The following is a 26,351-nucleotide window of genomic DNA, read 5'->3' as shown; positions in this document are numbered from 1 at the left end:
GGCAGGGCGGGAACTCAGGCAGTGTCCGTGCGGGTCGCGTTGAGTGCGCGGATGAGCGCGGCGGCGTCGTAAGGGCCGCGGTGCCGGACGCCGTTCACGAAGAACGTGGGGGTCGAATGCAGATCCATGGCCTCGGCGTCCAGGGCATCGTCCCGCACCCGGTTTACGACGTCGGCTGACCGCAGATCCGACTCGAACCGGTCCGGATCCAGCCCAAGGTTCTCCGCCAGGGACAGCAGGTCCGCCGGCTCCAGATGGTCCTGGTCCTCGAAGAGCCTGGACGCATACGGTCCGAAGCGGCCCTGCAGGGAGGCGGCTTCCGCCGCCTCCGCGGCCTGCACGGCATGGGGGTGGACCCGGGTGAGGGGCAGATGCCGCCACACCCAGCGAAGCTCCGCGCCGAAGTGCTCACGGACCTCGTCAACGACGCCGGTGGCCCGGCTGCAGAACGGGCACTCGAAGTCTCCGTACTCCACCAGAGTCAGCGGCGCTTCGGGATTGCCGAAAACGTGATCCCGGCCGGGGTCCACCGGCCTGGCCAGGTGCTTGCCGACCGGCTCGAGCGGAGCCCGTGCCTCCAGCACCTTGAAGATCACCGTGCCCAGCCCAAAGGCCAGCACCGACCCGGTCAGTACGCCGACGCGTGCCTCGTTCTGGGCGGCGTCGTCGTTGATGGCCAGACTGATGATGAACAGTGAGATGGTGAACCCGATGCCGGACAGGGCGGCGCCGCCGGCGATCCGGCCGAGCGTCAGGCCGGGCCCGAACTCGCCCAGCCCCAGCCGCCGCAGCAGCGCGGATACACCGAAGATGCCGGTGAACTTGCCCAGGGCCAGGCCGACTGCCACACCCCACGTGAGCGGGGACCTGGCTGCCGCTGACAGGGTGGCGCCGTCGAGCTCCACGCCGGCGTTGGCCAGTGCGAACAGCGGCAGGATCAGGTAGGAAACCCAGGGGCTGAGGGCGCTCTGGAGCCGGTCGTTGATGGAAATGGATTCCCGCAGGCTGCCGGCCGCTGCCCGCGCGTACTCCGAGTTGGGCGATTGCCGGAACGTCTGCGCCAGTTCCAGCGCCCGCTCCACCTCGTGCCGGCGCGGAGCGAAAACGGGAACAAAGAGGGCGACGGCGACACCCGCCAGGGTGGGGTGGACCCCGGCGTAGTAGAACGCCAGCCACGTCGCGGCGGCGAGCACGGCGTAGGCGGCACCCCGGCCGCGGGGCAGGTACCGGGAGGCAGCCACCGCGGCCAGCCCGGCGAACCCCGCCAGGAGCGGCATAAGCTGCAGGTGATCGGTGTAGACCAGGGCAATAATGCTCAGCGCAGCGACGTCATCCACCACGGCAAGGGTCAGCAGGAAGATCCGCAGCCGTCCGGGAAACTTCGGTCCCACGATTGCCAGCGCTCCGAGCAGGAAGGCGGTGTCCGTGGAGATCACAACACCCCAGGCGTGGGCGTACTCCGTCCGCCCGGCAATCAGCAGGAAAACCAGGGCGGGCAGGGCGATTCCCGCTGCGGCGCCGGCCACCGGCACAACGGCACGGGAGCGGTTGGTCAGCTCCCCGAGGGCAAACTCGCGCCGCACCTCCAGACCGACGGTAAAGAAAAAGACCGCCATCAGGAGGTCATTTACAACCTCCTGCAGGGTCAGCTCCAGGTCCCAGCTGCCGATCCGCAGCTCGACCGTGGTTTCCCAGAACTCTGCGTAACTGAGGGACACGGCGGAATTGGCCCAGAGCAGCGCCAGCACGGTAAAGAGCAGGAGCAGGGACGCAGCCCGTTTTTCCTGGCCCAAGGCACCCAATCGGCTGAGCAGCCCGGAAGCGCCTTGGCTGCTTGGCATGGGCTGGTCCTTCCTCCGGGCCGGATCCTGCGTCAGAGACTAGCGCTCACGCCGGAGGCGTTCCATCTCCCTGCGGTCTTTCTTGGTCGGGCGCCCGGTGCCGCGGTCCCGCTGCGGCAGGCCAAGAGCCGGGGCCGGGGGACGCTCCGGGGTGTGGTCGGTGAAGCAGTGGGAGGCGGCTTCGGCACCAACACGCTTGGAGATCAGGGCCCGGACCTCCAGGATCCGTTCGAACCCGGGCTGCCGGACACGGATGCTGTCCCCGGGCTGTACCGGCTGCGCGGCTTTCGCCGCGTGGCCATTGAGTTTGACATGCCCGGCACGGCACGCGGCAGTAGCGGCGGAACGGGTTTTGTAGGCGCGGATGGCCCACAGCCAGGCGTCGATCCGCACGCTTTTCGGGGTGCTCATTGGAATGCTCATGATGGTCCCGAGTTTAGTCCGGGCGCGGCGTCCGGACTCCGAGCAGCCGGGCCGCGTCCTTCTGGGCCTGCATTGCCTCCGGGGAGAGGATCATGCCGTTCACAGCCGCTGAGGGAACCTGATGGTGCTGCGCTTCGATCAGCCGGCGGAGCTCCGCGGGAGTGTAGGGATTGGGGGTGCCGGCATGCGCCATGGCATGGCAGTTGGGGCACAGGGGTACGAGGTCGGTTGCCGGATCCAGTTCGTAGTCCTCCAGCACCAGCTGCGGCGGCACAATGTGATGGACCTGCATGAGGTCCGCACCCTCACAGCCAAAAGCGGCAGCAAAATCGAAGCCGCAGGCCGAACACACCGGACCATGGTGGACCAGGCAGATCCGGACAGCGTCGGGGTCGTTCTCGTAGCGGCTCGCCAGGGACCAGCGCAGTGCCTGCTGGGGCAGTGTTCCCGGCACAGGGGAGATGGCCGGCCCTGGAACGCCGGCCACCTGCCGGGCCCACGCGGCGCGCAGCGCACTCCCTGCGCCGCGGTCCAGCACGGTGACGCCGGCGTCGTTACCGAAGTCCGCCGTGGTCAAGCCGGGTACCAGCTCGGCCAGGGGCACCTGCTCTCCAAGCGGCAGCAGCAGGTCAATATCAACGTCAGCCACGGTGAAGAGGGTGCCTTCGTCCGGGTCAGCGAGCTGGTACGGATAGGAGACGACGACGCCGTGGCCCGCCACGGCGGCTATCTCACCGGGGAGCACGAACCAGGCGTCAGAGCCGGGTTCAACTCCGGGGTTTCCCGAAATGTCCCAGACAGCCCGGAAAAAACCGGCGTCCTCAGCGCCGCCGGCCGCCTCGGAATAATCCGGCTGCCAGGCTTCCGGCCATACTGGATCCCAGCCCAGCAGAACAGCGGTCACCGGCAGTTCCGGGAAGAGTGTGGTCTCAAGGGTGTCTCAGTGCCGTCTCAACGCGGCTGGTAGGTGAGACAGTCAGCGAGCTCAGCCCCCGGGCCGACGCGCACGTCATGCGCATCGCACATCAGATGGTCATTGAAACGGCATTCGCCCCGCTGGCAGGCACCGACGGTCGCAAGGACCTTGGGAAGCCCGCCGGTGGCGGAAGTATCGATGAACGTCGCGCAGCTGGCGTGTTCCGGGGCTCCGCCGACGGTAATCGCGAATGCCGTGCAGCCGTCGTGGTTGAAGTCGCAGTTGTGGACAGAGCAGTCGGAAACGGGTGCAACGTGGTCAGTCATGGTTCCTCCTGTGCGGGATGCCGGAGTGCTTCTTGCCTGAAGTCCGAACGTACCACCGTTGGCAGCGAATAATTAGCACGAATTTTCGGGCCCTAATTCAGGCCGGACCCCGGTGAATTACCGGCGCAGGAGTGACACCGTGGCCAGCACCACCATGACGGTGAGCACCAGGCGCAGCAGGAACGAGGCTTCCGGGAAACCTGGCCGCAGCATGGCTGGCAGCCGTCCGTTGCGGGCCGGCCAGGAGCGGGCGTCGCAGCGGATCACCGTGATGGTAAAGATGATGGCACCGCCAACCCCGCAGACCGTGGTCAGCATGCCCACCAGCTGGCTTTCGGCGCTCAGGCCGCCGGAGACCAGCACCCCCACTGCCAGGCCGAGGGCGCTGCCCCGGCCCACGAAGTCCAGGTAGCGGCCCATGGCCGGGAGGAAGACTCCCAGGAACCGGCGGGCTGCGGGACCGCGCAGCAGGGTAGCGGCTGCCGTGGAGCGCAGCGGCCGCACGGCGGCCAGGTCAGCGAGGGTGTCCGCCTCCCGGACCGCGGATTCCAGGTCCGCCAGGGCCCGGCTGACCAGTGCCTCCTGCCCGGGAAGCAGATCGGGGCGTTTGAGCAGTGCCGCAAGGGACTCGGCGGCCTGGCGGCGCTGCCCGGCGCCGGGTCGTGACTGCCGTGACTGCTCAACCCGGCGGAGCCAGCCGCTGCTGTCCGTTCGCCGCAGAATCAGCCGTGGATCGGCCACCGAGCGGACCATCTGCCGGGTATAGGCGGCGGCGCCCTGCCGGCCGGCGGGATCCCCGCTGCGCAGTTCCGCGGCGCGTGCAGAGACCAGTTCAAGGTAGCGGTCCTGCAGTGCCGGCAGCCCCGTGTTGTCCCAGCAGGCCCTGGCTACCGTGAACACGCCAAAAACGGCGGACACCAGAGCCGTTGCCTGGGCAACTGTCCAAAAATCCAGGCCTTCGAATAACGCAGGCACCCTGCCCCCAAGCTCGTAGTACGTTCGCTGGAAATCTTGCCACAGGGGCGCATTTGGACCCGCCCCGGCGGCTGGGTATAACCGGTATATGACCTTTGTGCAGCAGGACCACACCACAGCGGAGCTGGTCCGGGAGGCAGCGGCACAGGGGTTGGAACTCGACGCGGGGCAGCTGGCCGTGCTGCCGGCGCTCGCGCGCGCGGCGGAGGCCGCGCTCCAGCCGCCGGCGGGATCTGCAGGCAGCGGTTCGATGTATCTGTGGGGTCCGCCGGGACGCGGAAAGACCTGGCTCCTGGACACATTTTTCCGGGCGGTGCCGATCCGGCAGAAACGCCGCCTGCACTTCCACGATTTCTTCCGCGAACTCCACGCCCGGACCTTCGCGGGGTACGGCACGAAGGGTTTCCGCCAGCAATCGGCCTTCGCCGACGGCCTGGACTCGCTCCTGGGGGATGCCCGGCTGCTCTGCTTTGACGAGTTCCATGTGAACGGGCCGGCAGACGCTGCTTTTGTCACCCGCTTCCTGGAGCAGGTCCTGGACCGCGGGATCGTCCTGGTGGCAACCTCCAACTACGCGCCTCAGGAGCTGCTTCCGGACCCGATGTTCCACCATCTCTTCGAGCCCGGCATCGAACTCATCCGCAGCAACCTGCACGTGGCCGCCCTGGATGGCTCGGTGGACTACCGTTCCCTGCCCGGTGCGCGCCGGCTCCGGTCCGGGTTCGCCGCCGGATACCACCTGCGCCACGCCGGGGCGGGCCTGCTGGCAGCTGCCGGCCTGCACCCTCCGGCACCGGAAGAATCCCGGGTCCTGAAACCCGGGAGCGTACCCCTCACCGCGGACCGGGCCGCTAACGGCGAGATCTGGTTCCGGTTCGCCGAGCTGTGCGAATCCCGGTCCGCGGCCTCCGATTATCTTGCGCTCGCCGGTGAATACCGGCACTGGGTCATATCCGAGGTTCCCGGAACGGCAGGTCCGGGCCCGAACGCCTGGCAGCGTTTCGGCAACCTGGTGGACGTTCTGTATGACTCCGGCTGCCGCCTCGATGTGATCGGCTTCAGTGACTACGACGGCGCGTTCCCCGGCCTGGCACACGAGGTTGACCTGGCGCGCGTCCGCAGCCGCTTTGGCGTGCTGGCAGTCCTGGAGTAGCTCCCGCCGCCACCTGCCGCTAGGTGCGGACCAGTTCCTGCGGCTCCTGGCTGCCTGCCTTCCGTGACCGGCGGTGGCGCAGGTGCTGGATGCCGGAAACTAGCAGGGCACCGGCAAGGACCAGGTAGAGCGTGACGGTGATCGGGCTGCCGACCAGGATCCCCAGGTTCCCCTCCGAGACTGCCAGCGCCCGGCGGAGTTCGGTTTCGGCCATGGGCCCGAGGATGACGGCGATCAGGACCGGTGCCAGCGGGATGCTGTACCGGCGCATCAGGAAGCCCAGCAGCCCGATGGCGATCAGCAGCCACAGGTCAAGGACCGAGGAACTGACGGCGTACACACCAAGCATGGAAAACACCGTGATGCCGGCATACAGGTAGTGCCGGGGAATGTTCAGCAGCTTCGCCCACACCGAAGCGAACGGCAGATTGATGATCAGCAGGATCACCAGGCCGATAAACAGGGAGGCCAGCAGGGCCCACACCAGGTCCCCGCTGCGGTCGAAAAGCAGCGGCCCGGGCTGCATGCCGTATTGCTGGAAGGCTGCCAGCATGATGGCAGCGGTGGCCGACGTCGGCAGGCCGAGCGCCAGCAGCGCGCCCATGGCGGTTCCCGCCGTCGCATTCGCGGCTGCCTCGGGTGCCGCGAGGCCCTTGATGGAGCCGGTGGTGCCGAACTCCGGGTCCTTCCGGCGGGCAGCGAGTTTCTTTTCGGTGCCGTAGGCCAGGAAGGTGGGAACCTCGGCGCCGCCGGCGGGAATCAGGCCAAAGGGTGCACCGAACGCGGTGCCGCGCAGCCAGGCCGGCAGGGCCCGGCGGATATCCCGCAGATTGATGCGCGCCTTGCCGCTGGTTTTGATCTGCGTCGCTGCCGGATCCCGGTGGATGCGGGAGGCCACATGGAATACTTCGCCGAGGGCCAGGAGTCCCACAGTGATCACGATGATGGAGATACCGTCGAACAGCTGCGGCAGATCCAGCGTGAAGCGTGCCGTGCCGGAGGGGCCGTCAATGCCCACCAGGGCCAGGGCCAAGCCGATGCCCAGCGCCGCGAGGCCGCGGACCACGGATTCGGAGACGACGGCGGAGATGGCGAGGAAGGCGAAGACCGCCAGCGCGAAATACTCCGCCGGACCGAAAACGGTGGCCAGCTTGACCAGAGTGGGCGCGAAGAAGACCACCAACGTGGTGGCTATGAGACCGCCGATGAAGGCCCCGATCGCCGCCGTCGCCAGTGCCTTGGCAGCGTGGCCGTTTTTTGCCATCCGGTGGCCCTCGAACGTTGAGGCAATGGCCGAGGAGTTGCCGGGAGTGTTGAGCAGGATTCCTGCCGTTGAGTCGCCGAAGAGCCCGCCGAAGTAAATTCCGGCAAACATAATGAATGCCGCCGTCGGCTCCAGTGAGAAGGTCACGGGCAGCAGCAGCGCAACGGCCATGGCGGAGCCCAGGCCGGGCAGGACCCCGACGGCGGTGCCGAGGATAGCGCCGATCAGGACCCAGAGCAGGTTGATGGGGGTCAGGGCGGCTCCGAAGCCGTCCAGGAGAAGGGATAGCTGGTCCATCAGAGAAGTCCTCCCAGGAAACCGGCGGGCAGATTCAGCCCGAGGCCGGCGTTAAAGGCGAGTTGGATGGCGGAGGCAAACAGCAGGGAGACACCGGCGTCGAAACCGGGACGCTTGCTGCCCAGCGCCCGGCAGATGATCCAGAAGAGGAACGCGGCGCTGAGGATCCAGCCCAGGATGTTCAGGGCGGCGGTGAACACCACCACACCGCCCACCACCATTCCCACGGTCTTCCAGTCCGAGTAGGTCCGCCAGGATTCCGGTGAGCCGGCCTTGGCCCTCTCTTCGGGGAGCCTGGCCAGGTCCCGGAGCATGTCCGGGGAGAAGTTGCCGCGTCCGGGGTGCTTCCGGGTATCGGGAATGCTCCGCGAGCGCAGGACCTGGATGGTCAGAGCCGTGGCCACACCGTAGAGCAGCACACACACAAGGACCGGGAAGAACTGCGGGCCCGGAGCCGCAGTGCCCTGGACATTCATGCTGACGGTGCCCACGGTGAGGAACACGGCAAGCGCATAGAGCACGACGGCGACGAGCAGCTCGCCGCGTCCGGTGCCGAACGAGGGTTTATCCTCCGGCCGCCCGGTGTTTCCGCGTTCGTCGGCGGCAGGTTTGCTTCCAGTGATGCTCATAGTCCAAGGTCCTTTACGATCCCGCGTGCAGTGGAGACTTCCTCGGCGATGAAGGCTTCGAACTCCTCACCGGTGGCAAAACTGTCGGTCCAGCTGTTGCGTGCCAGAGTGTCCTGCCAGTCCTCTGACTCCCGCATCTGCGTGATGATGGCGACGAACTCCTCCCGGGCAGCGTCGGAGATGCCCGGCGCGGCGACCACGCCCCGCCAGTTGGACATGGCGACGTCCACCCCCTGTTCCCTGAAGGTGGGGACGTCCACACCGTCAAGGCGTTCGTCGGAAGAGATGGCCAGGGCGCGCAGGGAGCCGGCTTCAATCTGGTCCGCTACCTCGTTGTAGCCGGACATACCTGCCGCTGTTGTGTGCGAAAGCAGGGAAGTCAGTGCCTCGCCGCCGCCGGAGTAGGCCACATAATTCACAAGTTTCGGGTCCAGGCCCACCTCTTTGGCCAGCAGACCGCTGAGCAGATGGTCGATGGATCCGAGGGAGCCGCCGCCGATCGAGGTGCCGCCGGGGTTCTGGATCCAGGCGGCCAGGAAATCGTCCAGGGTCTGGAACTCGCTGTCGGCCGGCACCACCAGGGCCGCGTAGTCGTCGGCCAGCCTGGCGATGGGGACCACATCCGCCATGGATTCCGGGTTGTCCGCAAGCTCGATCGCGCCGACCATCACGCCGCCGGTGACCAGCAGCGCATCTTCCCGCCCGGGGGTCTGGACGAACTGGCTCAGGCCGATGGTGCCGCCGGCGCCGGGGACGTTGACCACCTGGGGATTGTTGACGATGCCGTTGCCGCGCAGGGCCTGCTGGGATTCCCGGGCAAAACCATCCCAGCCGCCTCCGGGGGCGGCTGGGGCGATCAGTGTGAGCTTGCTGCGCGCGGTGGCTGTCCCTCCTGAGGAAGCAGCGTTGACGAACGCGAGCACCGTGACCAGGACTGCAATCAGGGTGAATGCGCCGGAGCGGAAGGTTAGCTTCATGGTTCCTGTTCCAAATGCCGTTGTTGTTTCCGGGCCGCCGGCACCGTTTCCCGGCAGCTTGTACACAATGAAGTACCTGTATATACCGTGATCCAGGTCACTGCAAACTTGCCAACACCCCCTAGCCATATGGGTCATGGGCTGTTATGGAGCGGTGTTCCATGAACGAAAATTGACAGCCGTGCAATCTGTGGATTTTTTTGCGGTAGCTTGTATACAGTCGAATACAAGGTCGCGAGAAAGAGTGAACATGGCACAGGAACATCTGGTGGACGCGGACGTTGTGGTTGTCGGCGGGGGTAACGCAGGCTTTTCCGCAGCCCACGCCGCCGCACAGCGCGGCAGGTCAGTCCTGCTGCTGGAGAAGGGCACCCCGGAGCTATCCGGGGGAAACAGCTTTTACACCGCCGGGGCCACCAGGATCGTCCATGGCGGACTCGGGGACCTGCAGGGACTGATTGAGGAAGACGACCGCCACCCGGTGACCGAGGTACCGGCCTACACTGCGGAGAACTACGCCTCGGACCTGGCCAAGGTCACCGAGGGGCGGAACGACCCAGCCATGACCGAGGTGCTGATCGCCGAAAGCCAGTCGACGCTCCGCTGGCTGCAGGGGCTGGGGCTCAGGTACCGCCTGATGTACGAACGCCAGGCCTACGAGCGCCCGGACGGAAGCTACCTCTTCTGGGGCGGCCTGCATGTCGGGAACGTCGGTGGCGGGGAGGGCATGATGGCCGACCATGCCCGGGTCGCCGCCGAACTGGGCGTCGACGTCCGCTACGGGCATGCTGCCACCGAACTGCTCGTCGAGCAGGGCGCCGTCGTGGGCGTGCGTGCCGAGACCCCGGACGGGGTCCGCACCTTCTCCGCCGGGTCAGTCATCCTGACCGCAGGGGGCTTCGAATCGGATCCAGCCAAACGGCGCGAGTTCCTGGGCGAGGGCTGGGAAAACGCCAAGGTCCGGGGAACCCCCTGCAACACCGGGGAGATGATCATGGCGGCGCTGGACATCGGGGCGGCCCGGGGCGGGGATTGGAACACCTGCCACAGCGTTCAGTGGGACGCGTTCACCGCGCTCAACGAATCCAACCGGGAACTGACCAACCGGCTGACCCGGCAGAGCTATCCGCTGGGCATCATCGTCAACCGCGACGGCGAACGCTTCCTCGACGAGGGCGCCGACTTCCGCAACTACACGTACGCCAAATACGGCCGTGAAATCCTGCGGCAGCCCGGTTCCGTCGCCTACCAGATCTTCGACGCCGGGCTCCGCCCGCTGCTGCGGCCGGAGGAATATGACATGCCCGGAGTTTCGGTCGAATCAGCCCAGACCCTCCCGGAGCTGGCCGCCAAAATCGGCATCGACCCGAAAGCCCTGGACAAGACGGTGACGGAGTTCAACAACTCCATAGACCGTTCGGTGCCGCTGGATCCGAATGTACTGGACGGACGTTCGGCACGCACCGAGCCGGCCAAGAGCAACTGGGCCAGTCCGCTGGAAACAGGTCCGTACTATGCCTTCGGCGTCACCTGCGGGATTACCTTCACGTTCGGGGGAGTCAAGGGGGACACCCATGGGCGGGTGCTTGATGCAGCCGGCAACCATATCCCCGGGTTGTATGCGGCCGGGGAAATGCTCGGGGGCCTGTTCAGCGTGAACTACCCCGGCGGCTCCGGGCTGGCAGCCGGCTGCGTCTTCGGCCGCCGGGCAGGGATGCTCGCGTAAAGTTGCCGTGGAACGAAGACACTTCCACCAACGGCTCTCTTGCAAGGAAATCCAGTGGCGCAACCGGCATCCTCCCGTATGGACGGCGAGTCGATCTTCCTGACCCTGCGGACGGAAATTCTCTCCGGCGTGCATCAGCCCGGAACCCCCATGCGCGAAGTGACGCTGGCTGAACGGTTTGGCGTCTCGCGGACCCCGGTCCGAGAGGCGCTCTCCCGCCTGCAGCAGGAACGCCTGCTGGAGCGGGTTGCGCGCGGACTGCATGTGCCCAAAGTGGACCCGCAGCAGGTGATCCAGGTTTATGACATGCGGATTCTGCTGGAGGAGGAAGCTGCCGGCCAAGCAGCCCGGGCGCGGCAGTTCACGGACCAGATGCGGCTTGAAGCGCTCCTCGAAAGGGACCGCGGCCTGAGCAGCCCTGATGACCAGACCCGGATTAACACGAATCTGGAGTTTCATGCGGCCGTTTGGGCCTGTGCCCACAATCCCGTGCTCCAGGACCTGCTGGAACGGCTCTCAACACATCTGATCCACGCGCCACGGTCCACCCTGTCGATCGGGCAGCGATGGGAAGACGCATTGGAAGAACACGCCGGGCTCGTGGCAGCGATCGACAGGCAGGACGCCGAGGCGGCCAGGCAGATTGCCCGGGCCCATATGGAGACTGCCCGCACGCTAAGGCTGCAGCTTCTCCGCGAAGGGGCGCTGCAGGAACAGCGGCGCAGCTATCAGCCCTAACGGCACCACGGAGTCAGCGCAGCTGATCCAGTTTGGTTTCGGACTTTTCCACGGCCCGCCGCGCGGACCGGGCTTCCCGGCGGGCGGAATCGCGGGACCGCTCCAGGGTTCCCCGCTGCCGGTCGACAGCCGTGACCCGGTGTTCAAGCTCGCGGATGCGTTCCCGGAGTTCGTCGATCTCATCCGTCAGCCGGTCACGGGCAGCGGTCTGTTCTTCCAGGTCCGCCAGGATGGCAGTGAGCCGGGATTCTGCCTGGCCGGCTGAGTCCCGCGCCGCTGCCAGCTCCTGTTCGGCGGCGTCCCGGGCCTTGGCCCGGTCAGCCTTCTGCTGACGGGCTGGTTGGCCGTCCCCGGCTTCGGCCGGTTCCGCCGGCCCGCGGGGCTGCCGTTTTTTACTGTTGCCCGCAGCCACCAGCGGGGAGGCCGTATCCGGGTCCGCCACCGCGCCGTCGAGGTCCACCGGTTCCCAGCCGTTGGCTTCCAAGCTGCGGACCAGTCTCCCGGTGGCCAGCGCCTCGGCTGCTTCCGCATCGGTCATCGCGGCCCACAGCGTCTGCTCCAGCTCAGCGGCCACCGCCGGGCTGACCGGGTTCCCTGCTTCCCTGGCCAGATCCTGCGCCTCGCGGACCAGGGTGCGGAGCATCCGGTGCCGTTCGGCATTGAGCCGGCGCAGTTCCTCACGGTCAAGGTCCTGCTGGGCCTCCCGCAGTGAAGCACCCAGGCCCAGGACATCCGCGATGGCACGGTCCCGCTTCCTGACCAGCAGGTTTGCCAGCCAAGCAGCGGCCGATGGTTTCGGCAGGCCCTTCAGCCGTTGGCCCAGGTCCTTGTCCCCGCCGCGGGCAGCCTCCGCCGAGGCGGCGTTGCGGGCCGCAGTGAATCCGGCGGGCAGCAGGCCATAGAGCCCGGTCACGGTCTCTGCCGCACCGTTTCCGGAAGAACTCCTGGCTGCGCTCATGCCGGATAAGGGCCGAACCGACCGATGGCCACGAAGACGTTCACCAGGCCCAGGATGGCCGGCAGTGCGACCCGGTGACGTTCGCCGCGGCGCAGGTGGACAGCGACGGCCAAGGCCATCATGACTGCCAGGGCGGATGCCGCGATCGGTGTGAGGACAGGCGCAACATCGGTGGCGGCCGGGAGCAGGAGACCTACGGCTCCGAGAATTTCAGCGACGCCGATGAGCTTGACTGCCCAGGCCGGAAAATCGGCGGGCCAGCGCAGCACCCGGACGAGCTTCGGATACGGCTGGACCAGGCGCATCACCCCCAGGCCAAAGTAGAGCAGCGCCATAACGATCTCTGCCACCCATAGAAACACCAGCATCGATGATCCTTCATCCCCCCTGAGTTGCCGGAAGCCCGGCACCGCCATCCTATCCAGCCGGGCTGACGTGCGTAACACTTTCCGCTCCGTTCACCCGGCGTCCATTTGGGATGGGGACACTCGGCCTGTCTACCTCCCCAGCCGGGCACGCCGAGGCGCCGCGCCGGGCTCCAGCGAAAGGCCACACAACGTGTTACCCCAAAGAAAAGCGAGCACCCGGGCTGCAGGATCATCCCGCCACCGCTCCCAGCGATTAGCCGCACGCGCTGCGGGTGCCGCGCTCCTGGCGTCAGTGCTCGGCCTCGGATCCGTCCTGCCGGCCCACTCGGCGCTGCCCCTGCGCTTCGACGTCCAGCCGGGCTCGGACGTGCTGATCAGCGAAGTGGCCAACGGCGGCGCCGGCGCAAACTCCCAGGCCAACCGGGCCGCGGCCAGGAACTTCATTGAGATCACCAACTACGGCAGCGGCCCGATGGACATCTCCGGCTGGAAGATCTTCCGCTGCGGGCAGACCGGCGGCGGTTACGGTCCGCAGGCCGTGGTCCCGGAGGGCACCGTGCTCTCGCCCGGGGACCAATTCACCGCTGCCAGGGACACCTCCGGGTACGCCGCCGACGCCTTCTACGACACCAGCCTGCACGACTTCGGATTCGGCGCCTTCCTGGAGGACGCCAGCGGCCAGCGCGTGGACGCCGTGGGTTTTTACCACCCCGACGTCGCCACCGACTGCGAACTGGACGGAAAGTGGCTGCAGCGTTCCCTGCAGCACCGCCTCGACGAGTCCCATCAGCGGGTTTCAAACACCGGCGACCTGGAGCAGGACTGGGTCATCGCCACCCGTACCGTGGACGCTCCGAACGCCACGTCCTCCACGGTCAAAAGTGCCGGCAACGGCCTGCGCGTCACGGAGCTGACCAACAGCGGCTCCGCCTCCACTTCTGACCAGTACGTCGAGGTCACCAACCTTGGCGGCACACCCGTGGATATGTCCGGCTACCAGCTATTCCGCTGCGGCGAGAACGGTACGCAGTACCTGCAGATCGGCGCTGTGGCATCCAGGTCCGTTGTCCAGCCCGGGGCGAGCTTCCTCTTTGCGCATGCAGCCGGCGCCTACCGGGACCAGGCGGACGCCACGTATTCCACCGGCATGCACTGGCGGGACTTCGGCGTGATGCTGCTGACCGCCGACGACGAGATCGTGGACGGTGTGGGTGCCTACGACAACCGCAACAGCTCCTGCACCACTGGTGCGCCGTTGGAGCAGAAACTGAATGCCTTCGACAACGAGGTCTACCACCGGGTCTCTGACACCGGAAACAACGCCGTGGACTTTGCCGTCACCACCACGCGGACGCCGGGAACGCATGATTCCGGTGCCGTGCTGGAGACGGCCTCGGCCTCGGCGTACACCGATGTGGCGTTCAGTGAACTGACGGCCGCAGGTCCGCAGGGCGGCAACGACGAATTCGTTGAGATTGCCAACTACGGTTCAGCTCCGGTCAACCTCTCGGGTTTCTCCGCCTACCGCTGCTACGGCACCGGCCAGCCGGGCCTCGGGGCTGAGGCACAGGTGGCGGATCTCGGCGACGTGGTGCTGCACCCGGGCCAGACCTATCTGATGGCACCCGCCAGCGCCCCGGCGGAGCTGCGCGCAGCGGCCCAGGCAACCTACGCCACCGGCTTGAACCAGGCCGAGGGCTACGGCATGTACCTCACCGATCCCGGCGGGGCACGGGTCGACGCCGTCGCCGTCTACGATCTGGGGGTTAACGCCTCCACCCCGTGCCGCCAGGGCGAAGAAGTGCGCAACTACACAAAATTTGAGGAAGGGGAGAGCGTTACCCGCACCCGGCACACCGGGGACAACGAAAACGACTACGGCATGGCTGCCCGAACGCCGGGTGTCCTGCAGGACGCCGTATACGTCGACCCCGCCCTTCCGCTGCCGGGCGAACTGGATCCTGTTTCCCTGCCCGCGAACTCTGTCCCAGGCACCCCCGCGGTTTCAGGCGGTGAGGGAAACAGCCTGGCCGCTGACGTCAGCGTCTTGGACGCCGACGGGGGCTTGCTGGACGTCAGCACCCGGGTGGCTCCGGTCCTCGGCACTGATAAAGCGGTGGTCCGTGCGGGCATCAGCAGCCTTCCCGTTCCGCTCTCCCTCCAGATCGACGGCGAACAGATCGTTCCCGACGCCCGTGGGCTGGAAACCCCCGGCACGGCAACGGGTTTCCCGTTCCAGCGCTTCGAAATCCCAGTGGACGACGCCGCGGCGGAGTTCGTGTGGAGCGGCACCACGGAGCCGCGTAACGAAATTCAGCTGCTCGCCTGGACGGGCACGGCATGGGAGACCCTGGACGCAGCCGTTCCGAGCGCCGACGGGAACATCACCCTGAGCGCCCCGCTGCCGGCTGCGGCCCTGGCCGCCGGAACGGCGGACGTCCTGGTGATCGACGGTCCCCGGACCAACGGGGGCCTCCTCGATGAAGGCGGGGTCACCGACCAGGCCTTCGCCGACCCGAGCCAGTATGACTTCGCCGTGAACCACATGACCGACACCCAGTTCTACTCCGAGGGCTTCCGCGACGTTTTCCGCCGGATGACCAGCTGGGTGGTAGCCAACGCCGATGCCCGCAAGATCGAGTACAACTCGCTCACCGGGGACATCATCGAAAACTGGATCAACGGCAACAACTCCGCCGAACGCGCCAACCGCGAGTTCCAGTCCGCCCAGGACATCATGGGCCTGCTCAACGATGCCAACGTGCCCAACGGTGTGCTGCCGGGAAACCACGACAATATGTGGGGGCACAACAACGACAAGTACAACGAGTACTTCCCGGTCAGTATGTATGAGGGCAAGGACTGGTACGGCGAGGCCTGGGCGGCGGGAGACAACTCTGCCCACACAGACTACTTCTCGGCCGGCGGCGTCGACTTCCTGGTGATCAATCTGCCCTACCGTTCTTCGGACGAGCAGATGGCCTGGGCCGCGCAGCAGGCAGCAGCCCATCCGGACCGCAACGTCATCCTGGCCACGCACGCCTACATCCACACCAGCGCTGTCCGGGACAACGTTGACCTTCGGTATACAGCTACCGGAGAGGAACTCTGGAATACCGTGGTTGCCCCCAACGACAACGTGTTCCTGGTGCTCGGCGGCCACTTCCACGGCACCGTGACCAACTACGCCGATCCGGTGACCGGCGGGCAGGTGGATGCCACCGACCTTGCGAACCAGACCTACGCGATCTCGAACGTTGGTGCCACAGGTCGCACAGTCGTGGAGATGCTGGCCGACTACCAGGGGTACCGCTCAACCCTGCTCCAGGACCCGGCCGCCACCCGCAGCGACCTCCTGGACCGGGACACCGGTTTCCAGCGCCTGCTGCAGTTCGACCTCGACGCCGGGCTGATGGCCGTCAACGCGTACTCACCGACGCTGGATTCCTTCGAGGCCTGGAAGTATGACGAACCTGCCTTCCGGGGGGATGCCGCCCGCTACGACGCTTCGGACGACGAGTTCGTGGCTGCCGTGTCGCTGCTGCGCAGCACCACCCTTTCCACCGGAACCTGGGCGCTCACGGGTGCCGGGTCCGTGCTGGAAACAGTGCAGGTCGAATCCGGCAAGCAGCACTCGGTAAGGTTTGAGCCTGCCGCGGGGGACCGCCTGTGGTTTGCTGAGGCTGCCGACACGAGCGGCAACATGGTCCGCTCAGTTCCCCGGGTGCTGACTGGAACGGGAGATGCCGGTCAGGAACCGGATCCCACGCCGACCCCGGAACCTACTCCGACCCCGGATCCCACTCCGGATCCTTCTCCGACCCCGGTTCCGACGCCGACCCCGGTTCCGACGCCGACCCCGAATCCCACCCGGGATCCGGAACCTACGCCGGCCCCGTCCGCTCCCGCGGTTCCGGGTCCCACCGGACCGGGAGCGGGAGTGATCCTGCCCGGCGCCGCTGCGCCCCAGCCGGCGCCGAGCCAGCGCAGCTATCCTGTGTGGCCGGCCGGTACGCTCCTTCCCAACCTCTTGGCACCGGCGGGTGGGAACAGCGGCGAAGAAACCGGGACCGAGGACGAATCTGCCGGGGAACCCGAGGAGGAGACATCCGCAGGGGAGCCTTCCGCAGCGCCCCGGGACCCGGCCAACGCGGACTCCCGTGCCGGCAGTTTGCTCTCCGGAGAGGCGCCGGCTGATCAGGAGCGGGCCGACAGCACCGGCGGGCTGAATCTCGGTGCCCTGGCCCTTGGTGCGGCGGCGGTCGTCCTGCTCGCCGGGGCGGGGCTCCTCATCGCCCGCCGGAGAGGATTCCCCTCCGGACTGTAGCGACCGCGCCGCAGCGGACTGAACCCGCGATGTGAACGATTGGCTGCGGCCCTGCCGTCCTGGCGGGGCCGCAGCCAGTCTTTCTGTGCCGGGAGGGGTAGACACTCCGGCCGGGCTTCGCGGTCATACCGCCTGCCGGGCCCGGGTTTCCACATCGATTGGTGGTTTTCAGGCCCGGAGGGTTGAAGGCACCGCGGTGCTGGAGCGCACCACGAATTCCGTGGGGTAGAACCCATGCAGCAGATCCTCCGGAACCGGGTGGTTCTGCAGCAGGGACAGGACAGCGCCGACGGCGGCGGCGCCCTGGCCGGCCGGATCCTGGCTGATGGTGGTCAGCCCAAAGACCGCGGAGAGTTCATGTCCGTCGATGCCGATCACCGAGACGTCTTCCGGAACCCGAAGGCCAAGCTCGCGTGCGGCCAGGATGGCGCCAACGGCAATCTCGTCTGCGGCACAGAAGATTCCGGTTATCCGGCTGGCAGGATCGGCCAGCAGGCGCTTCGCTGCGGCGAATCCTCCGGCGACGCTGAATTCGGAACTGCTGAGCCAGCGCGGATCCACTGCCAGCCCGGCTTCGGACATGGCCTGCAGATAGCCGTCCTGCCTGGTGCTGCCCAGCCCGAAGTCGCGTTCGAGTTCTTCGCCGCCGCCAATGTGCGCGATCCGGGTGTGGCCAAGTGAAATGAGGTGCCGTGTCGCCAGCGCCGAGATGCTGAACTCATCGACCCGGATGGTTGGTGTCTCTGGCAGCGGCCCGCCGATGGCCACGATTGGTTTGCCGACCTCCCGCAGCTGCCCAAGTTCCTCATCGGTCAGGCGCAGGGCCACCGTAATAACGGCATCGAGCCGTTTGCGGCGCAGCATCTCCTTCAGGACGCTCTCACGGTGACCAGGTCCGTCACTGGTGTTGTAGAGCGTGAGGTCATAGCCGGCCTCGATCAGCGCTGACGCTGCACCTTCAAGGACCTGCGAGAAATACCAGCGCCCGACCGTGGGGATGACAATGCCGATGTTCCGGCTGCGCCCTGACGCGAGGGAAGAAGCGTTATAGGAAATGACAAATCCAAGCTCATCTGCCGCTTCCTGAACCTTGCGGCGCGTGGCCTCCGAAACCCTCCCGTTTCCGCTGAGCGCCCGCGAAACAGTCGCCGCCGAGACCCCTGCCAGGGCAGCCACTTCCTTGATACCTGCCCCGCGGGCGTTCCGTTCCACGCTGTTCAGGCTAACCGAAGCCACACGGCGGTGTCCGGAGCCAGGAAACCATCCCTGCCTGCTTCCGGCGCGCTGCTCACCAGCAGTTCTCCGGACGGGAGTTCCACGGATGAGGTACCCATGTTCATCGCCACCAGCACCCCGTTGTTCAGGAAGGCGACAACGCCTTCGGCGTCGTATTCCGGCCACCACGCGAGCGAGCCGTGACCGAGGGAGAGCTCCCGCCGCAGCCGCAGGGCCGTCCGGTACAGGCTAAGGGTCGACGCCGGGTCCAGGGCCTGCAGGTTGCGCGCGAGTCCGCGCCACTCGTCGGGCTGGGGGAGCCAGGCTTTTCCGGTGCTGCTGAACCCGAACGACGGCGCATCCGCCACCCAGGGCAGCGGCACCCGGCAGCCGTCCCGGCCTAACCGCTCGCCGTTGGTCCGGTGGAACGTCGGGTCCTGCCGGTGGCCGTGGTCCAGTGCAGTGTGGTCGGGCAGGCCGAGTTCCTCGCCCTGGTAGAGGTAGACGCCGCCGGGCAGGCCGAGCATCAGCAGGCTTGCTGCCCGGGCCCGGGCCTGGCCGAGCACATGGTCGGGCTGGTTGTCCTCCGGACCGAGGCCGTCGCCGGAGCGGGCATGGCCGCCGGTAAGCCCGAAGCGGGAGACGTGGCGGACGACGTCGTGGTTGGAGAGTACCCAGGTGGTGGGGGCTCCGACTTTGTCGAATGCCTGGAGGGAGGTTTCGATGGTGCTGCGCAGGTCGGCGGCGTCCCAGGGGTGGTGGAGGTAGGCGAAGTTGAAGGCCTGGTGCATTTCGTCGGACCGGACCCAGTCGGTGAGCCGGTCCAGCGGGTCGATGGTCGCTTCGGCGCAGAGCACCCGGTCGCCGTCGTAGTCCTCCAGGATTTTCCGCCAGGACCGGTAAATGTCATGGATGCCGGCTTGCCCGAACATGGGTGCCTCGTGGCCGGGGAATCCTTCGGTCGAGGCGCCGTCGGCGCGGCCGCCCCAGTCCGGGAGCCCGGACTTTTTGATCAGGGCGTGTGCGACGTCGACGCGGAAGCCGCCGACGCCGCGGTCGAGCCAGAACCGCAGGATGCGTTCGAACTCGTCGTGGACGGCGGGGTTGTCCCAGTTGAAGTCGGGCTGGGTGGAGTCGAAGAGGTGCAGGTACCACTGGCCGGGGGTGCCGTCGGGGTTGGTGATGCGGGTCCAGGCGGGGCCGCCGAAGTGTGACTGCCAGTTGTTCGGCGGGTTTTCGCCGTTTTTGCCGGTGCCGTCGCGGAAGATGAACATGTCGCGGGCGGGGGAGTTCTCCGGTGCGGCGAGGGCGGCCTGGAAGAGGGCGTGCTGGTCGGAGCAGTGGTTGGGGACCAGGTCAACGATCACGCGGATTCCGTGGTTCTTGGCGGTGGCGACCAGGGCGTCGAAGTCTTCGAGGGTGCCGAAGATGGGGTCCACGGAGCAGTAGTCCGCGACGTCGTAGCCGGCGTCTTTCTGCGGGGATTTGTAGAAGGGGGAGAGCCAGATCGCGTCGATGTCCAGTTCGGCGAGGGCGGGGATTTCGGCGGTGATGCCGGGCAGGTCGCCGATGCCGTCGCCGCGGAGGTCGCGGAAGGAGCGGGGGTAGATCTGGTAGATCACCGAGGAACGCCACCATTGGCGGTCACGTTCAGCGGAAGCCTCATGGACCGGAACAGGGGAGGCTCCCGGCAGCAGTGCGGACGGGGCAGCGACGGAGCTAAGCATGCCTTGCATCCTAAGGGACACCCCGAGCCAGATTGCAAACGCTTGCGCAAAGTTTTGTGGTGTGTCGGGACTCGGCATTTCCGGTCCTGTCTGCAAAGTTGCTTCGAGAGTCGCCTGGCAAGCGGTTCATCAACATCGATTTGGGCTGTGACTAGACGCACAGTGTGCACGCGCTTACACTTTCTCCCATGCCGACGTCCGGGCCCCGGGCAGGCAAACAGCATTTCCCCGGCCCGCAAGGGCTTTCATCCCAGACCTAAACCACAGAAGAGGTACACCAATGAAGGTGCGCACAACGGGTACGCCGGCGTTTGGCCGGCGTACCTTTACTCTCGGTGCCGCGTCGGTCGCCGCAGCCCTGGTCCTCAGCGCCTGCGGCGGTTCCGACGCCGGTGAGTCCGCGGAACCCAGCGACCAGGCCTCCAGCGGAGCCACCACCCTGACCATGTGGGTAGATGCCGAACGCTCGCCCGCACTGACCGACGTCGCTGCCAAGTTCAAGGAAGACACCGGCATCGAAGTCAAACTGGTCACCAAGGACTTCCAGCAGGTATCCGACGACTTCATCACCCAGGTTCCCAGCGGCAAGGGCCCGGACCTGATCGTCGGCCCGCACGACTGGCTGGGCAAGTTCGTCCAGAACGGCGTGGTCGCACCCGTCGAACTGGGCGATAAAGCCGGGCAGTTCCAGGAGGCCGCCGTGCAGGCCATGACCTATGAGGGTAATACCTACGGCGTGCCGTACTCCATCGAGAACATAGGCCTGCTGCGCAACACCGACCTGGCACCTGTTCCGGCCGCGACCATGGACGAGGTCATCGCCAACGGCAAGGCAGCCGTGGCGGCGGGCGCCGAATTCCCCTTCCTTGTGGGGCTCGATCCCAAGCAGGGCGATCCGTACCATCTCTACCCGCTGCAGACATCGATGGGTGCCCCGGTCTTCGGCACCGATGAGACCGGCAGCTACGACGCATCCAAGCTGGAGCTGGGCAACCCCGGCGGTGCCGAGTTCGCAGCGAAGCTGCTTGCCTGGGGCGAAGCAGGAGAAGGCATCCTGAACTCCAACATCACCCCGGACATCGCCAAGGAGAAGTTCAACGCCGGCGCCTCGCCGTACTTCCTCACCGGGCCGTGGAACGTCCCGGACGCCGAAGCCGCGGGCATTAACCTTGCGGTGGATCCGCTGCCCACTGCCGGAGACCTGCCCGCCCAGCCATTCGTCGGCGTCAACGGCTTCTTCATCAGCTCCAAGAGCCAGAATGCCCTGGCCGCGAACGAGTTTGCGCTGAACTACCTCACCACCGAGGCCGTGCAGGACGCGATGTTCGAAGCCGGCGGACGTCCGCCGGCGCTGACCGCCTCGTTCGACAAGGCAGCCTCGGATCCGATCGTGGCCGCCTTCGGCGCGATTGGCGCCGAAGGCGTGCCGATGCCCGCCATTCCGGAAATGGAAGCTGTCTGGGCTGACTGGGGCGGTACGGAACTTGCCCTGATCAAGGGCGAGGGCGATCCCGCTGCAGCGTGGGCCGCCATGGTCTCCAACATCCAGTCCAAGATCAGCAAGTAGCGGCGCACAACACGCCGCAGGCATCAGCAGGGACCGGGCGGGTGCATCCCGCCCGGACCCTGCTGGAGGAGAACCCCATGGTCGTATCCCTGGACACCGCTGTCCGCCCCACCGAACCCGCACCCGTCCGCAAGCCGAAGCGCGGCCCGGACTCGCTGGCCGGCACGCTGGCCAAGATCCTGCTGCTCGGGCTCGTGGACGCGTTTGCGGTCTACGTCCTGATTGTCCTGTTCCTGGCGGAGGAATGGGTTGTCCTGGCTGTCGCCGCAGCCGTGACGCTGGCAATCAACTGGATCTACCTGCGCCGCGGCGGCCTTCCGGCCAAGTACCTGGCTCCCGGGGTGCTGTTCCTGCTGATCTTCCAGGTCTTCGTGGTGGTGTACAGCGGATACGTCGCCTTCACCAACTACGGGGACGGCCACAACAGCACCAAGGACGACGCCGTCGCCGCCATCTCGCTGACAGCCCAGCAGCGGGTGCCGGATTCGGCGGCCTACCAGGTGTCCGTGCTGGAGAAGGGGAACGAGCTCTTCCTGCTGGTGACCGACCCGGACGGGCGGGTCCAGCTCGGCGGCGCCGAACAGCCCCTCGAAGAAGTCCAGGACGCGCAGCTGGGCAGCACCGGCAAGGCGGCCGGCGTCGAGGGCTACGAAACTCTCGCCTTCAATGACCTCCTCAACCGTCAGTCGGAGATCCTGGAGCTCACTGTTCCCTTCTCCGAGGACCTCGACGACGGCACGCTCAAGACCGCCGACGGGTCCAACGCGTACGTCTACAAACCGGTGCTGGTCTATGACGAAGCCGCGGATACCTTTACCAACACCGAGACAGGTGCGGTCTACCGTGACAGCGGGGAGGGCACCTTCGTCTCCGACAGCGGAGAAGCCCTGGCCACGGGCTGGAAGATCGACGTCGGCTTCGAAAACTTCCAGCGTGCCGTCACCGACCCTGAACTGCGCGGACCGCTGCTCAGCGTGATCGGCTGGACCTTCACCTTCGCCGTCGCCTCGGTGGCGCTCTGCTTCGGACTGGGACTGTTCCTGGCCATTACGTTCAACCACCCGACCCTCAAGGGCAAGCGGACCTACCGGATCCTCATGATCATGCCCTATGCCTTCCCGGCCTTCCTGGCAGGCCTGGTCTGGTCCGGCATGCTGAACCAGGAGTTCGGGTTCATCAATAACTCCCTGCTCGGCGGTGCGTCCATCCCCTGGCTGAATGACCCGTGGCTGGCCAAGGTGAGCGTGCTGCTGGTCAACACGTGGCTTGGGTTCCCGTACATGTTCCTGGTCTGCACCGGGGCGCTGCAGTCACTGCCGGAAGAGGTCAACGAGGCGGCCAGGATGGACGGAGCCACGGCCTGGCGGATCTTCCGCTCGATCAAGCTTCCGCTGCTGCTGGTCTCCACGGCGCCCCTGCTGATCTCCACGTTCGCGTTCAATTTCAACAACTTCAACGTGATCTTTATGCTCACCGGCGGCGGTCCCCGGTTCCCCGGCACCAGCCAGGACATCGGCGCCACGGACCTGCTGATCACCGTGGTCTACAAGGTTGCCTTTGGGCAGGGAACCGGCCGTGACTACGGCCTCGCCAGTGCCCTGGCCATCCTGATCTTCATCATTGTGGCAGTCATTTCCGCCGTCAGCTTCAGGCAGACCAAGTCGCTGGAAGAAGTGAATTCATGAGTACCACCACCACTGTTCCGCCCCGCTCCACTTCGCCCGCGCCACGTCCCGGGCCGGCCGTCCGCCCGCCGCGCCGACGTTTCGGTGCCTGGTTCCGGGACACCGGCTGGCGGCATCTGGTGGGCCTGGTCATGACGGCCTTCGCGCTGCTGCCGCTGGCCTATGTCCTCTCGGCCGCGCTGAGTCCCACCGGCACCCTGGTCGCCTCCAGCGGACTATTCCGCGATATTGGCTTCGAGAACTTCCAGGCCCTGTTCACCGATCCGCAGAAACCGTTCGGCCGCTGGTTCCTCAACACGGTGGTCATCGGACTGGTCACCAGCGCGGCCACGGTGTTCCTCGGCGCACTTGCCGCGTACAGCTTCTCCCGGATGCGGTTCACGGGACGCCGCGTTGGACTGCTGAGTCTGCTCCTGCTGCAGATGTTCCCGCAGATGCTGGGTGTCGTGGCCATCTTCCTGCTGCTCTCGGAGATTTCCGACGTTGTGCCCTGGCTGGGACTGGGCAGCCAGCTGGGCCTGATCATGGTCTACCTCGGCGGCGCTCTCGGCGTGAACACCTACCTGATGTACGGCTTCTTCAACACCGTGCCGAAAACCCTGGACGAGGCCGCCCGCATTGACGGTGCCGGGCATTTCCAGATCTTCTTCACGATCATCCTGCGCCTGGTCACCCCGATCCTGGCCATCGTGGGGCTGCTGACCTTCATCACCACCACGGGGGAGTTTATGATCGCCTCGATCGTGCTGAATGATCCGGACTCCCAGACCCTCGCCGTCGGGCTCTATTCCTTCGTGGGGGATAACCAGTCCCGGACCTGGGGCGTCTTCTCGGCCGGCGCTGTGCTGGCGGCGCTGCCGGTGATGGCGCTGTTCCTCTTCCTGCAGCGCTTCATTGCCTCCGGTCTGGTCGCGGGAGCAGTCAAGGGCTAGTTCTACTCAGGTCCTGGACCCGGACTAGAAACCGACGACGCCGTGCGGCACGTAGTGCTCCTCCAGCAGCTCCAGATCCTCCGCGGTGAGCTCCAGGTCCAGGGCGCCGACGTCGTCCTCCAGATGACTCACGCTGGTGGCCCCGATGAGCGGCGCGGACACTACCGGATGCGCCAGCACCCAGGCGAGGCCCACCCGCGCCCGCGAGACACCGTGGGCTTCGGCGACCTGGCCAACGGCCTCGGTGATCCTGCGGTCGGTGGCCTCCTGCGCCCCGTACAGTGCATCGCCCAGCGTGTCCTGCACCCGCCGGCGGCTCACCTCATCCCAGCTCCGCGCCAGCCGGCCCCGGGCCAGCGGTGAATACGCCAGGACGCCGATGCCCTGGTCCAGGCAGAGCGGGTACATTTCCCGTTCCTCTTCGCGGTAAATCAGGTTGTAGTGGTCCTGCATGGTGATAAACGGCGCCCAGCCGTGTTCGCGCTGCAGGCAAAGGGCGCGGGAGAACTGCCAGGCGTACATGCTGGAAGCGCCAAGGTAGCGGACCTTCCCGTCCCGGACCAGCTGGTCGAGGGCAGCGAGGGTTTCCTCCAGAGGGGTGGACGCGTCCCAGCGGTGCACCTGGTACAGATCGATGTAGTCGGTGCCAAGCCGCCGCAGGCTCTCCTCCACCTGCCACAGGATGTGTTTGCGGGACAGCCCCCAGCCATTGGGGCCGGGCCCCATTTCCCCGTGCACCTTCGAAGCAATCACCACTTCCTCACGGCGGGCATATTCACCCAGCGCCAGGCCCAGGATCCGTTCGCTGTCTCCGTTGGAGTAGACATTGGCGGTGTCGAAGAAATTGATGCCCAGTTCGACGGCCCGGCGGATGAGCAGCCGTGCCTCTTCCTCCCGGAGCGTCCAGCCGTGGGGCCCGCGGTGCGGGTCGCCAAAGCTGAGGCACCCCAGGCCGACGGCGGAGATGGTTGCCCCGGAATGGCCGAGTTTGACGTAGCGCATGGAGTTCATGGACCTTGCCTCCAGGAAGCCTTGGACAGCAGGTGCACCGGCGCCTGCATCGGTACTGCCGATGCTACGGGGACGGCCCCGCAGGGTACAGGGTTGGCGGCGGGATGCGCCTGCACCGGGCTGATGGGAGCCGGTCTGAGCTGGTCTGTACCGCGGGGGGCTGCCAGCCGGGCAGCCCACCGACCTATACTGAGCCATGGCTTCCCCAGACCTTTCCGCCGCGCGTGCGCAGTGGCGGGACGATCCAGTGCCTGCCGCTGATGTCCCCGTGCAGGGCGGCCCGGGAATCCGTCCAGCCGCAGAGGTTCCGGCCCGGGAGCTGCTGCTGGACTACCTGCAGGAACAGCTGGGAGAACTGCTCAGGGAACAGGAACGGGTCCAGGCCGGGGAAACTGACGCAATCCACAAAATGCGGGTGAGCACCCGCCGGCTGCGCTCAGCCCTGGCCAGCTACCGCAAGCTTCTTTCCCCCGAGCCGGCCCGGTTCCTTCGCGCTGAACTCAAGTGGCTGGCACAGGTGCTGGGAGCCGCCCGCGACGCCCAGGTCATGCGGCACAGGCTGCAGGACCTGGTGGCTTCCCAACCGCCGGAGCTGGTCCTGGGCTCCGTTTCGGCCCGGATCGATGAAGAACTGCTGGCTGACTACAACGCAGCGCTGCGCATTATCAGCGAAGAGCTGGCAGGTGAGCGCTACCACCGGGCGGTGGAAGGGCTCAAGGCCCTCGTCGCGGAGCCGGCCTGGACGGCCGAAGGAGCGGGCCAGGACCGCTCCGCCGCCAGCAGAATGATCCGGAAGGATCGTGCACGCCTGCGCTCACGGGTCCGCCTCGCCCGGCGGGAGGAGGACCGGGAAGCGCGTGCGGAGATTCTCCATGAAGCACGGAAAGACGCGAAGCGGCTGCGGTATGCCGCTGAGATCTGGAGACCTGCCGGCGGACAAGCGGCGGAGTCAATGGTGGATGCAGCCGAAGGGCTGCAGAAAGTGCTTGGCGAGCACCAGGACAGCGTGGTGGCCCGCGCGCTGCTGCGCCGTCTGGGCAGCGCCGCCGGTGCCGGAGAGACCGGATTCACCTACGGCCGGCTGCACGCCATCGAGGAACACCGGGCGGACGCCGCGGAAAAGCAGTTCCGCCGCCTCTGGAAGGACTTTCCGGACGTCCCCTGAATCACCGGGTCCCGGCCGGGAGGCGCGCAGGCTCTGGACGCCGCGGGCTGGACGGACTTAACCTTCAGGAAGCGGGTGCTGGTTCTTCCGGCAACGACCGGGCAGCGGAGCGCAGCCGCTGACGGAGGGAT

At 66.8% G+C, this 26,351-nt stretch carries 21 protein-coding genes; 8 read left to right on the top strand and 13 right to left on the bottom strand.

Features of this window, described 5'->3' with window-relative positions; genetic code table 11:
- Window positions 1–14: 14 nt before the first annotated feature.
- The 5 genes from nhaA to AL3_RS19060 form a co-directional block, all read right to left on the bottom strand.
- Entirely contained in the window at window positions 15–1,841 is a 1,827-nt protein-coding gene (gene nhaA / locus AL3_RS13455) for a Na+/H+ antiporter NhaA (RefSeq protein ID WP_066301870.1), read from the bottom strand.
- 39 nt (window positions 1,842–1,880) lie between these two features.
- Window positions 1,881–2,264, bottom strand: coding sequence for an RNA-binding S4 domain-containing protein (locus AL3_RS13450; protein ID WP_169795755.1), 384 nt, complete (start codon window positions 2,262–2,264; stop codon window positions 1,881–1,883).
- A gap of 13 nt (window positions 2,265–2,277) precedes the next feature.
- A complete protein-coding gene (locus AL3_RS13445) occupies window positions 2,278–3,168 on the bottom strand; it encodes an HNH endonuclease (RefSeq protein ID WP_066301867.1) in 891 nt (296 codons plus the stop codon).
- Window positions 3,169–3,215: 47 nt separating this feature from the next.
- Complete coding sequence (locus AL3_RS13440) at window positions 3,216–3,506, bottom strand: DUF1540 domain-containing protein (RefSeq protein WP_066301866.1); 291 nt, start codon at window positions 3,504–3,506, stop codon at window positions 3,216–3,218.
- Between the two features lie 117 nt (window positions 3,507–3,623).
- Entirely contained in the window at window positions 3,624–4,481 is an 858-nt protein-coding gene (locus tag AL3_RS19060; protein WP_151724047.1) for a hypothetical protein, read from the bottom strand.
- A gap of 88 nt (window positions 4,482–4,569) precedes the next feature.
- Here AL3_RS19060 and zapE point away from each other — a divergent pair, with 88 nt between their 5' ends.
- Window positions 4,570–5,634 (top strand): cell division protein ZapE, encoded by a 1,065-nt coding sequence (gene zapE / locus AL3_RS13430; protein ID WP_066301861.1) that lies wholly within the window; start codon window positions 4,570–4,572, stop codon window positions 5,632–5,634.
- 19 nt (window positions 5,635–5,653) lie between these two features.
- Here zapE and AL3_RS13425 read toward each other — a convergent pair whose 3' ends face one another.
- Genes AL3_RS13425 through AL3_RS13415 form a run of 3 tightly spaced genes read right to left on the bottom strand, consistent with a single transcriptional unit; the run spans window position 5,654 to window position 8,801 of the window.
- Complete coding sequence (locus AL3_RS13425; RefSeq protein WP_066301856.1) at window positions 5,654–7,195, bottom strand: tripartite tricarboxylate transporter permease; 1,542 nt, start codon at window positions 7,193–7,195, stop codon at window positions 5,654–5,656.
- Window positions 7,195–7,824 (bottom strand): tripartite tricarboxylate transporter TctB family protein, encoded by a 630-nt coding sequence (locus AL3_RS13420; RefSeq protein ID WP_083521732.1) that lies wholly within the window; start codon window positions 7,822–7,824, stop codon window positions 7,195–7,197. The genes AL3_RS13425 and AL3_RS13420 overlap by 1 nt, the downstream gene beginning before the upstream one ends.
- On the bottom strand, window positions 7,821–8,801 hold the full coding sequence (locus AL3_RS13415) for a Bug family tripartite tricarboxylate transporter substrate binding protein (RefSeq protein ID WP_066302030.1): 981 nt from the start codon (window positions 8,799–8,801) through the stop codon (window positions 7,821–7,823). The genes AL3_RS13420 and AL3_RS13415 overlap by 4 nt, the downstream gene beginning before the upstream one ends.
- A gap of 250 nt (window positions 8,802–9,051) precedes the next feature.
- Between AL3_RS13415 and tcuA the strand changes: the two genes are divergently transcribed.
- Entirely contained in the window at window positions 9,052–10,527 is a 1,476-nt protein-coding gene (tcuA, locus tag AL3_RS13410; RefSeq protein ID WP_066301849.1) for an FAD-dependent tricarballylate dehydrogenase TcuA, read from the top strand.
- A 54-nt stretch (window positions 10,528–10,581) separates the two neighbouring features.
- Window positions 10,582–11,265: a GntR family transcriptional regulator gene (locus AL3_RS13405; protein WP_083521731.1), complete on the top strand. Its 684-nt coding sequence runs from the start codon at window positions 10,582–10,584 to the stop codon at window positions 11,263–11,265.
- A gap of 13 nt (window positions 11,266–11,278) precedes the next feature.
- Here the strand turns inward: AL3_RS13405 and AL3_RS13400 are convergent, their stop codons facing one another.
- Window positions 11,279–12,223, bottom strand: coding sequence for a hypothetical protein (locus AL3_RS13400; protein WP_151724046.1), 945 nt, complete (start codon window positions 12,221–12,223; stop codon window positions 11,279–11,281).
- Window positions 12,220–12,591, bottom strand: a complete 372-nt coding sequence (locus AL3_RS13395) for a DoxX family protein (RefSeq protein ID WP_066301838.1) — start codon at window positions 12,589–12,591, stop codon at window positions 12,220–12,222. The genes AL3_RS13400 and AL3_RS13395 overlap by 4 nt, the downstream gene beginning before the upstream one ends.
- Before the next feature lie 292 nt (window positions 12,592–12,883).
- On the opposite strand from AL3_RS13395, the gene AL3_RS13390 reads away from it, so the two are divergent.
- Entirely contained in the window at window positions 12,884–16,918 is a 4,035-nt protein-coding gene (locus AL3_RS13390; protein WP_066301835.1) for a lamin tail domain-containing metallophosphoesterase family protein, read from the top strand.
- Between the two features lie 168 nt (window positions 16,919–17,086).
- On the opposite strand, the gene AL3_RS13385 is transcribed toward AL3_RS13390, so the two are convergent.
- Complete coding sequence (locus tag AL3_RS13385; protein ID WP_066302024.1) at window positions 17,087–18,130, bottom strand: LacI family DNA-binding transcriptional regulator; 1,044 nt, start codon at window positions 18,128–18,130, stop codon at window positions 17,087–17,089.
- A 5-nt stretch (window positions 18,131–18,135) separates the two neighbouring features.
- The gene (locus tag AL3_RS13380; protein ID WP_174522147.1) at window positions 18,136–19,860 is read right to left on the bottom strand and encodes a glycoside hydrolase family 13 protein; all 1,725 of its coding nucleotides are present in this window, start codon (window positions 19,858–19,860) and stop codon (window positions 18,136–18,138) included.
- Between the two features lie 280 nt (window positions 19,861–20,140).
- Here AL3_RS13380 and AL3_RS13375 point away from each other — a divergent pair, with 280 nt between their 5' ends.
- The 3 genes from AL3_RS13375 (at window position 20,141) to AL3_RS13365 (ending at window position 24,044) form a co-directional block, all read left to right on the top strand.
- Window positions 20,141–21,427, top strand: coding sequence for a sugar ABC transporter substrate-binding protein (locus AL3_RS13375; RefSeq protein ID WP_066301830.1), 1,287 nt, complete (start codon window positions 20,141–20,143; stop codon window positions 21,425–21,427).
- A 77-nt stretch (window positions 21,428–21,504) separates the two neighbouring features.
- The gene (locus tag AL3_RS13370) at window positions 21,505–23,112 is read left to right on the top strand and encodes an ABC transporter permease subunit (protein WP_066302021.1); all 1,608 of its coding nucleotides are present in this window, start codon (window positions 21,505–21,507) and stop codon (window positions 23,110–23,112) included.
- On the top strand, window positions 23,109–24,044 hold the full coding sequence (locus AL3_RS13365; protein ID WP_066301827.1) for a sugar ABC transporter permease: 936 nt from the start codon (window positions 23,109–23,111) through the stop codon (window positions 24,042–24,044). The genes AL3_RS13370 and AL3_RS13365 overlap by 4 nt, the downstream gene beginning before the upstream one ends.
- A 24-nt stretch (window positions 24,045–24,068) precedes the next feature.
- Here AL3_RS13365 and AL3_RS13360 read toward each other — a convergent pair whose 3' ends face one another.
- Window positions 24,069–25,046 (bottom strand): aldo/keto reductase, encoded by a 978-nt coding sequence (locus tag AL3_RS13360; RefSeq protein WP_066302018.1) that lies wholly within the window; start codon window positions 25,044–25,046, stop codon window positions 24,069–24,071.
- Window positions 25,047–25,251: 205 nt separating this feature from the next.
- On the opposite strand from AL3_RS13360, the gene AL3_RS13355 reads away from it, so the two are divergent.
- Window positions 25,252–26,220: a CHAD domain-containing protein gene (locus tag AL3_RS13355; protein ID WP_083521729.1), complete on the top strand. Its 969-nt coding sequence runs from the start codon at window positions 25,252–25,254 to the stop codon at window positions 26,218–26,220.
- The last annotated feature ends 131 nt before the right edge of the window (window positions 26,221–26,351 follow it).

This window comes from Arthrobacter luteolus NBRC 107841, from assembly GCF_001552075.1.
Taxonomy (GTDB): domain Bacteria; phylum Actinomycetota; class Actinomycetes; order Actinomycetales; family Micrococcaceae; genus Arthrobacter_B; species Arthrobacter_B luteolus.
This window is presented reverse-complemented; position numbering and strand designations above follow the sequence as displayed.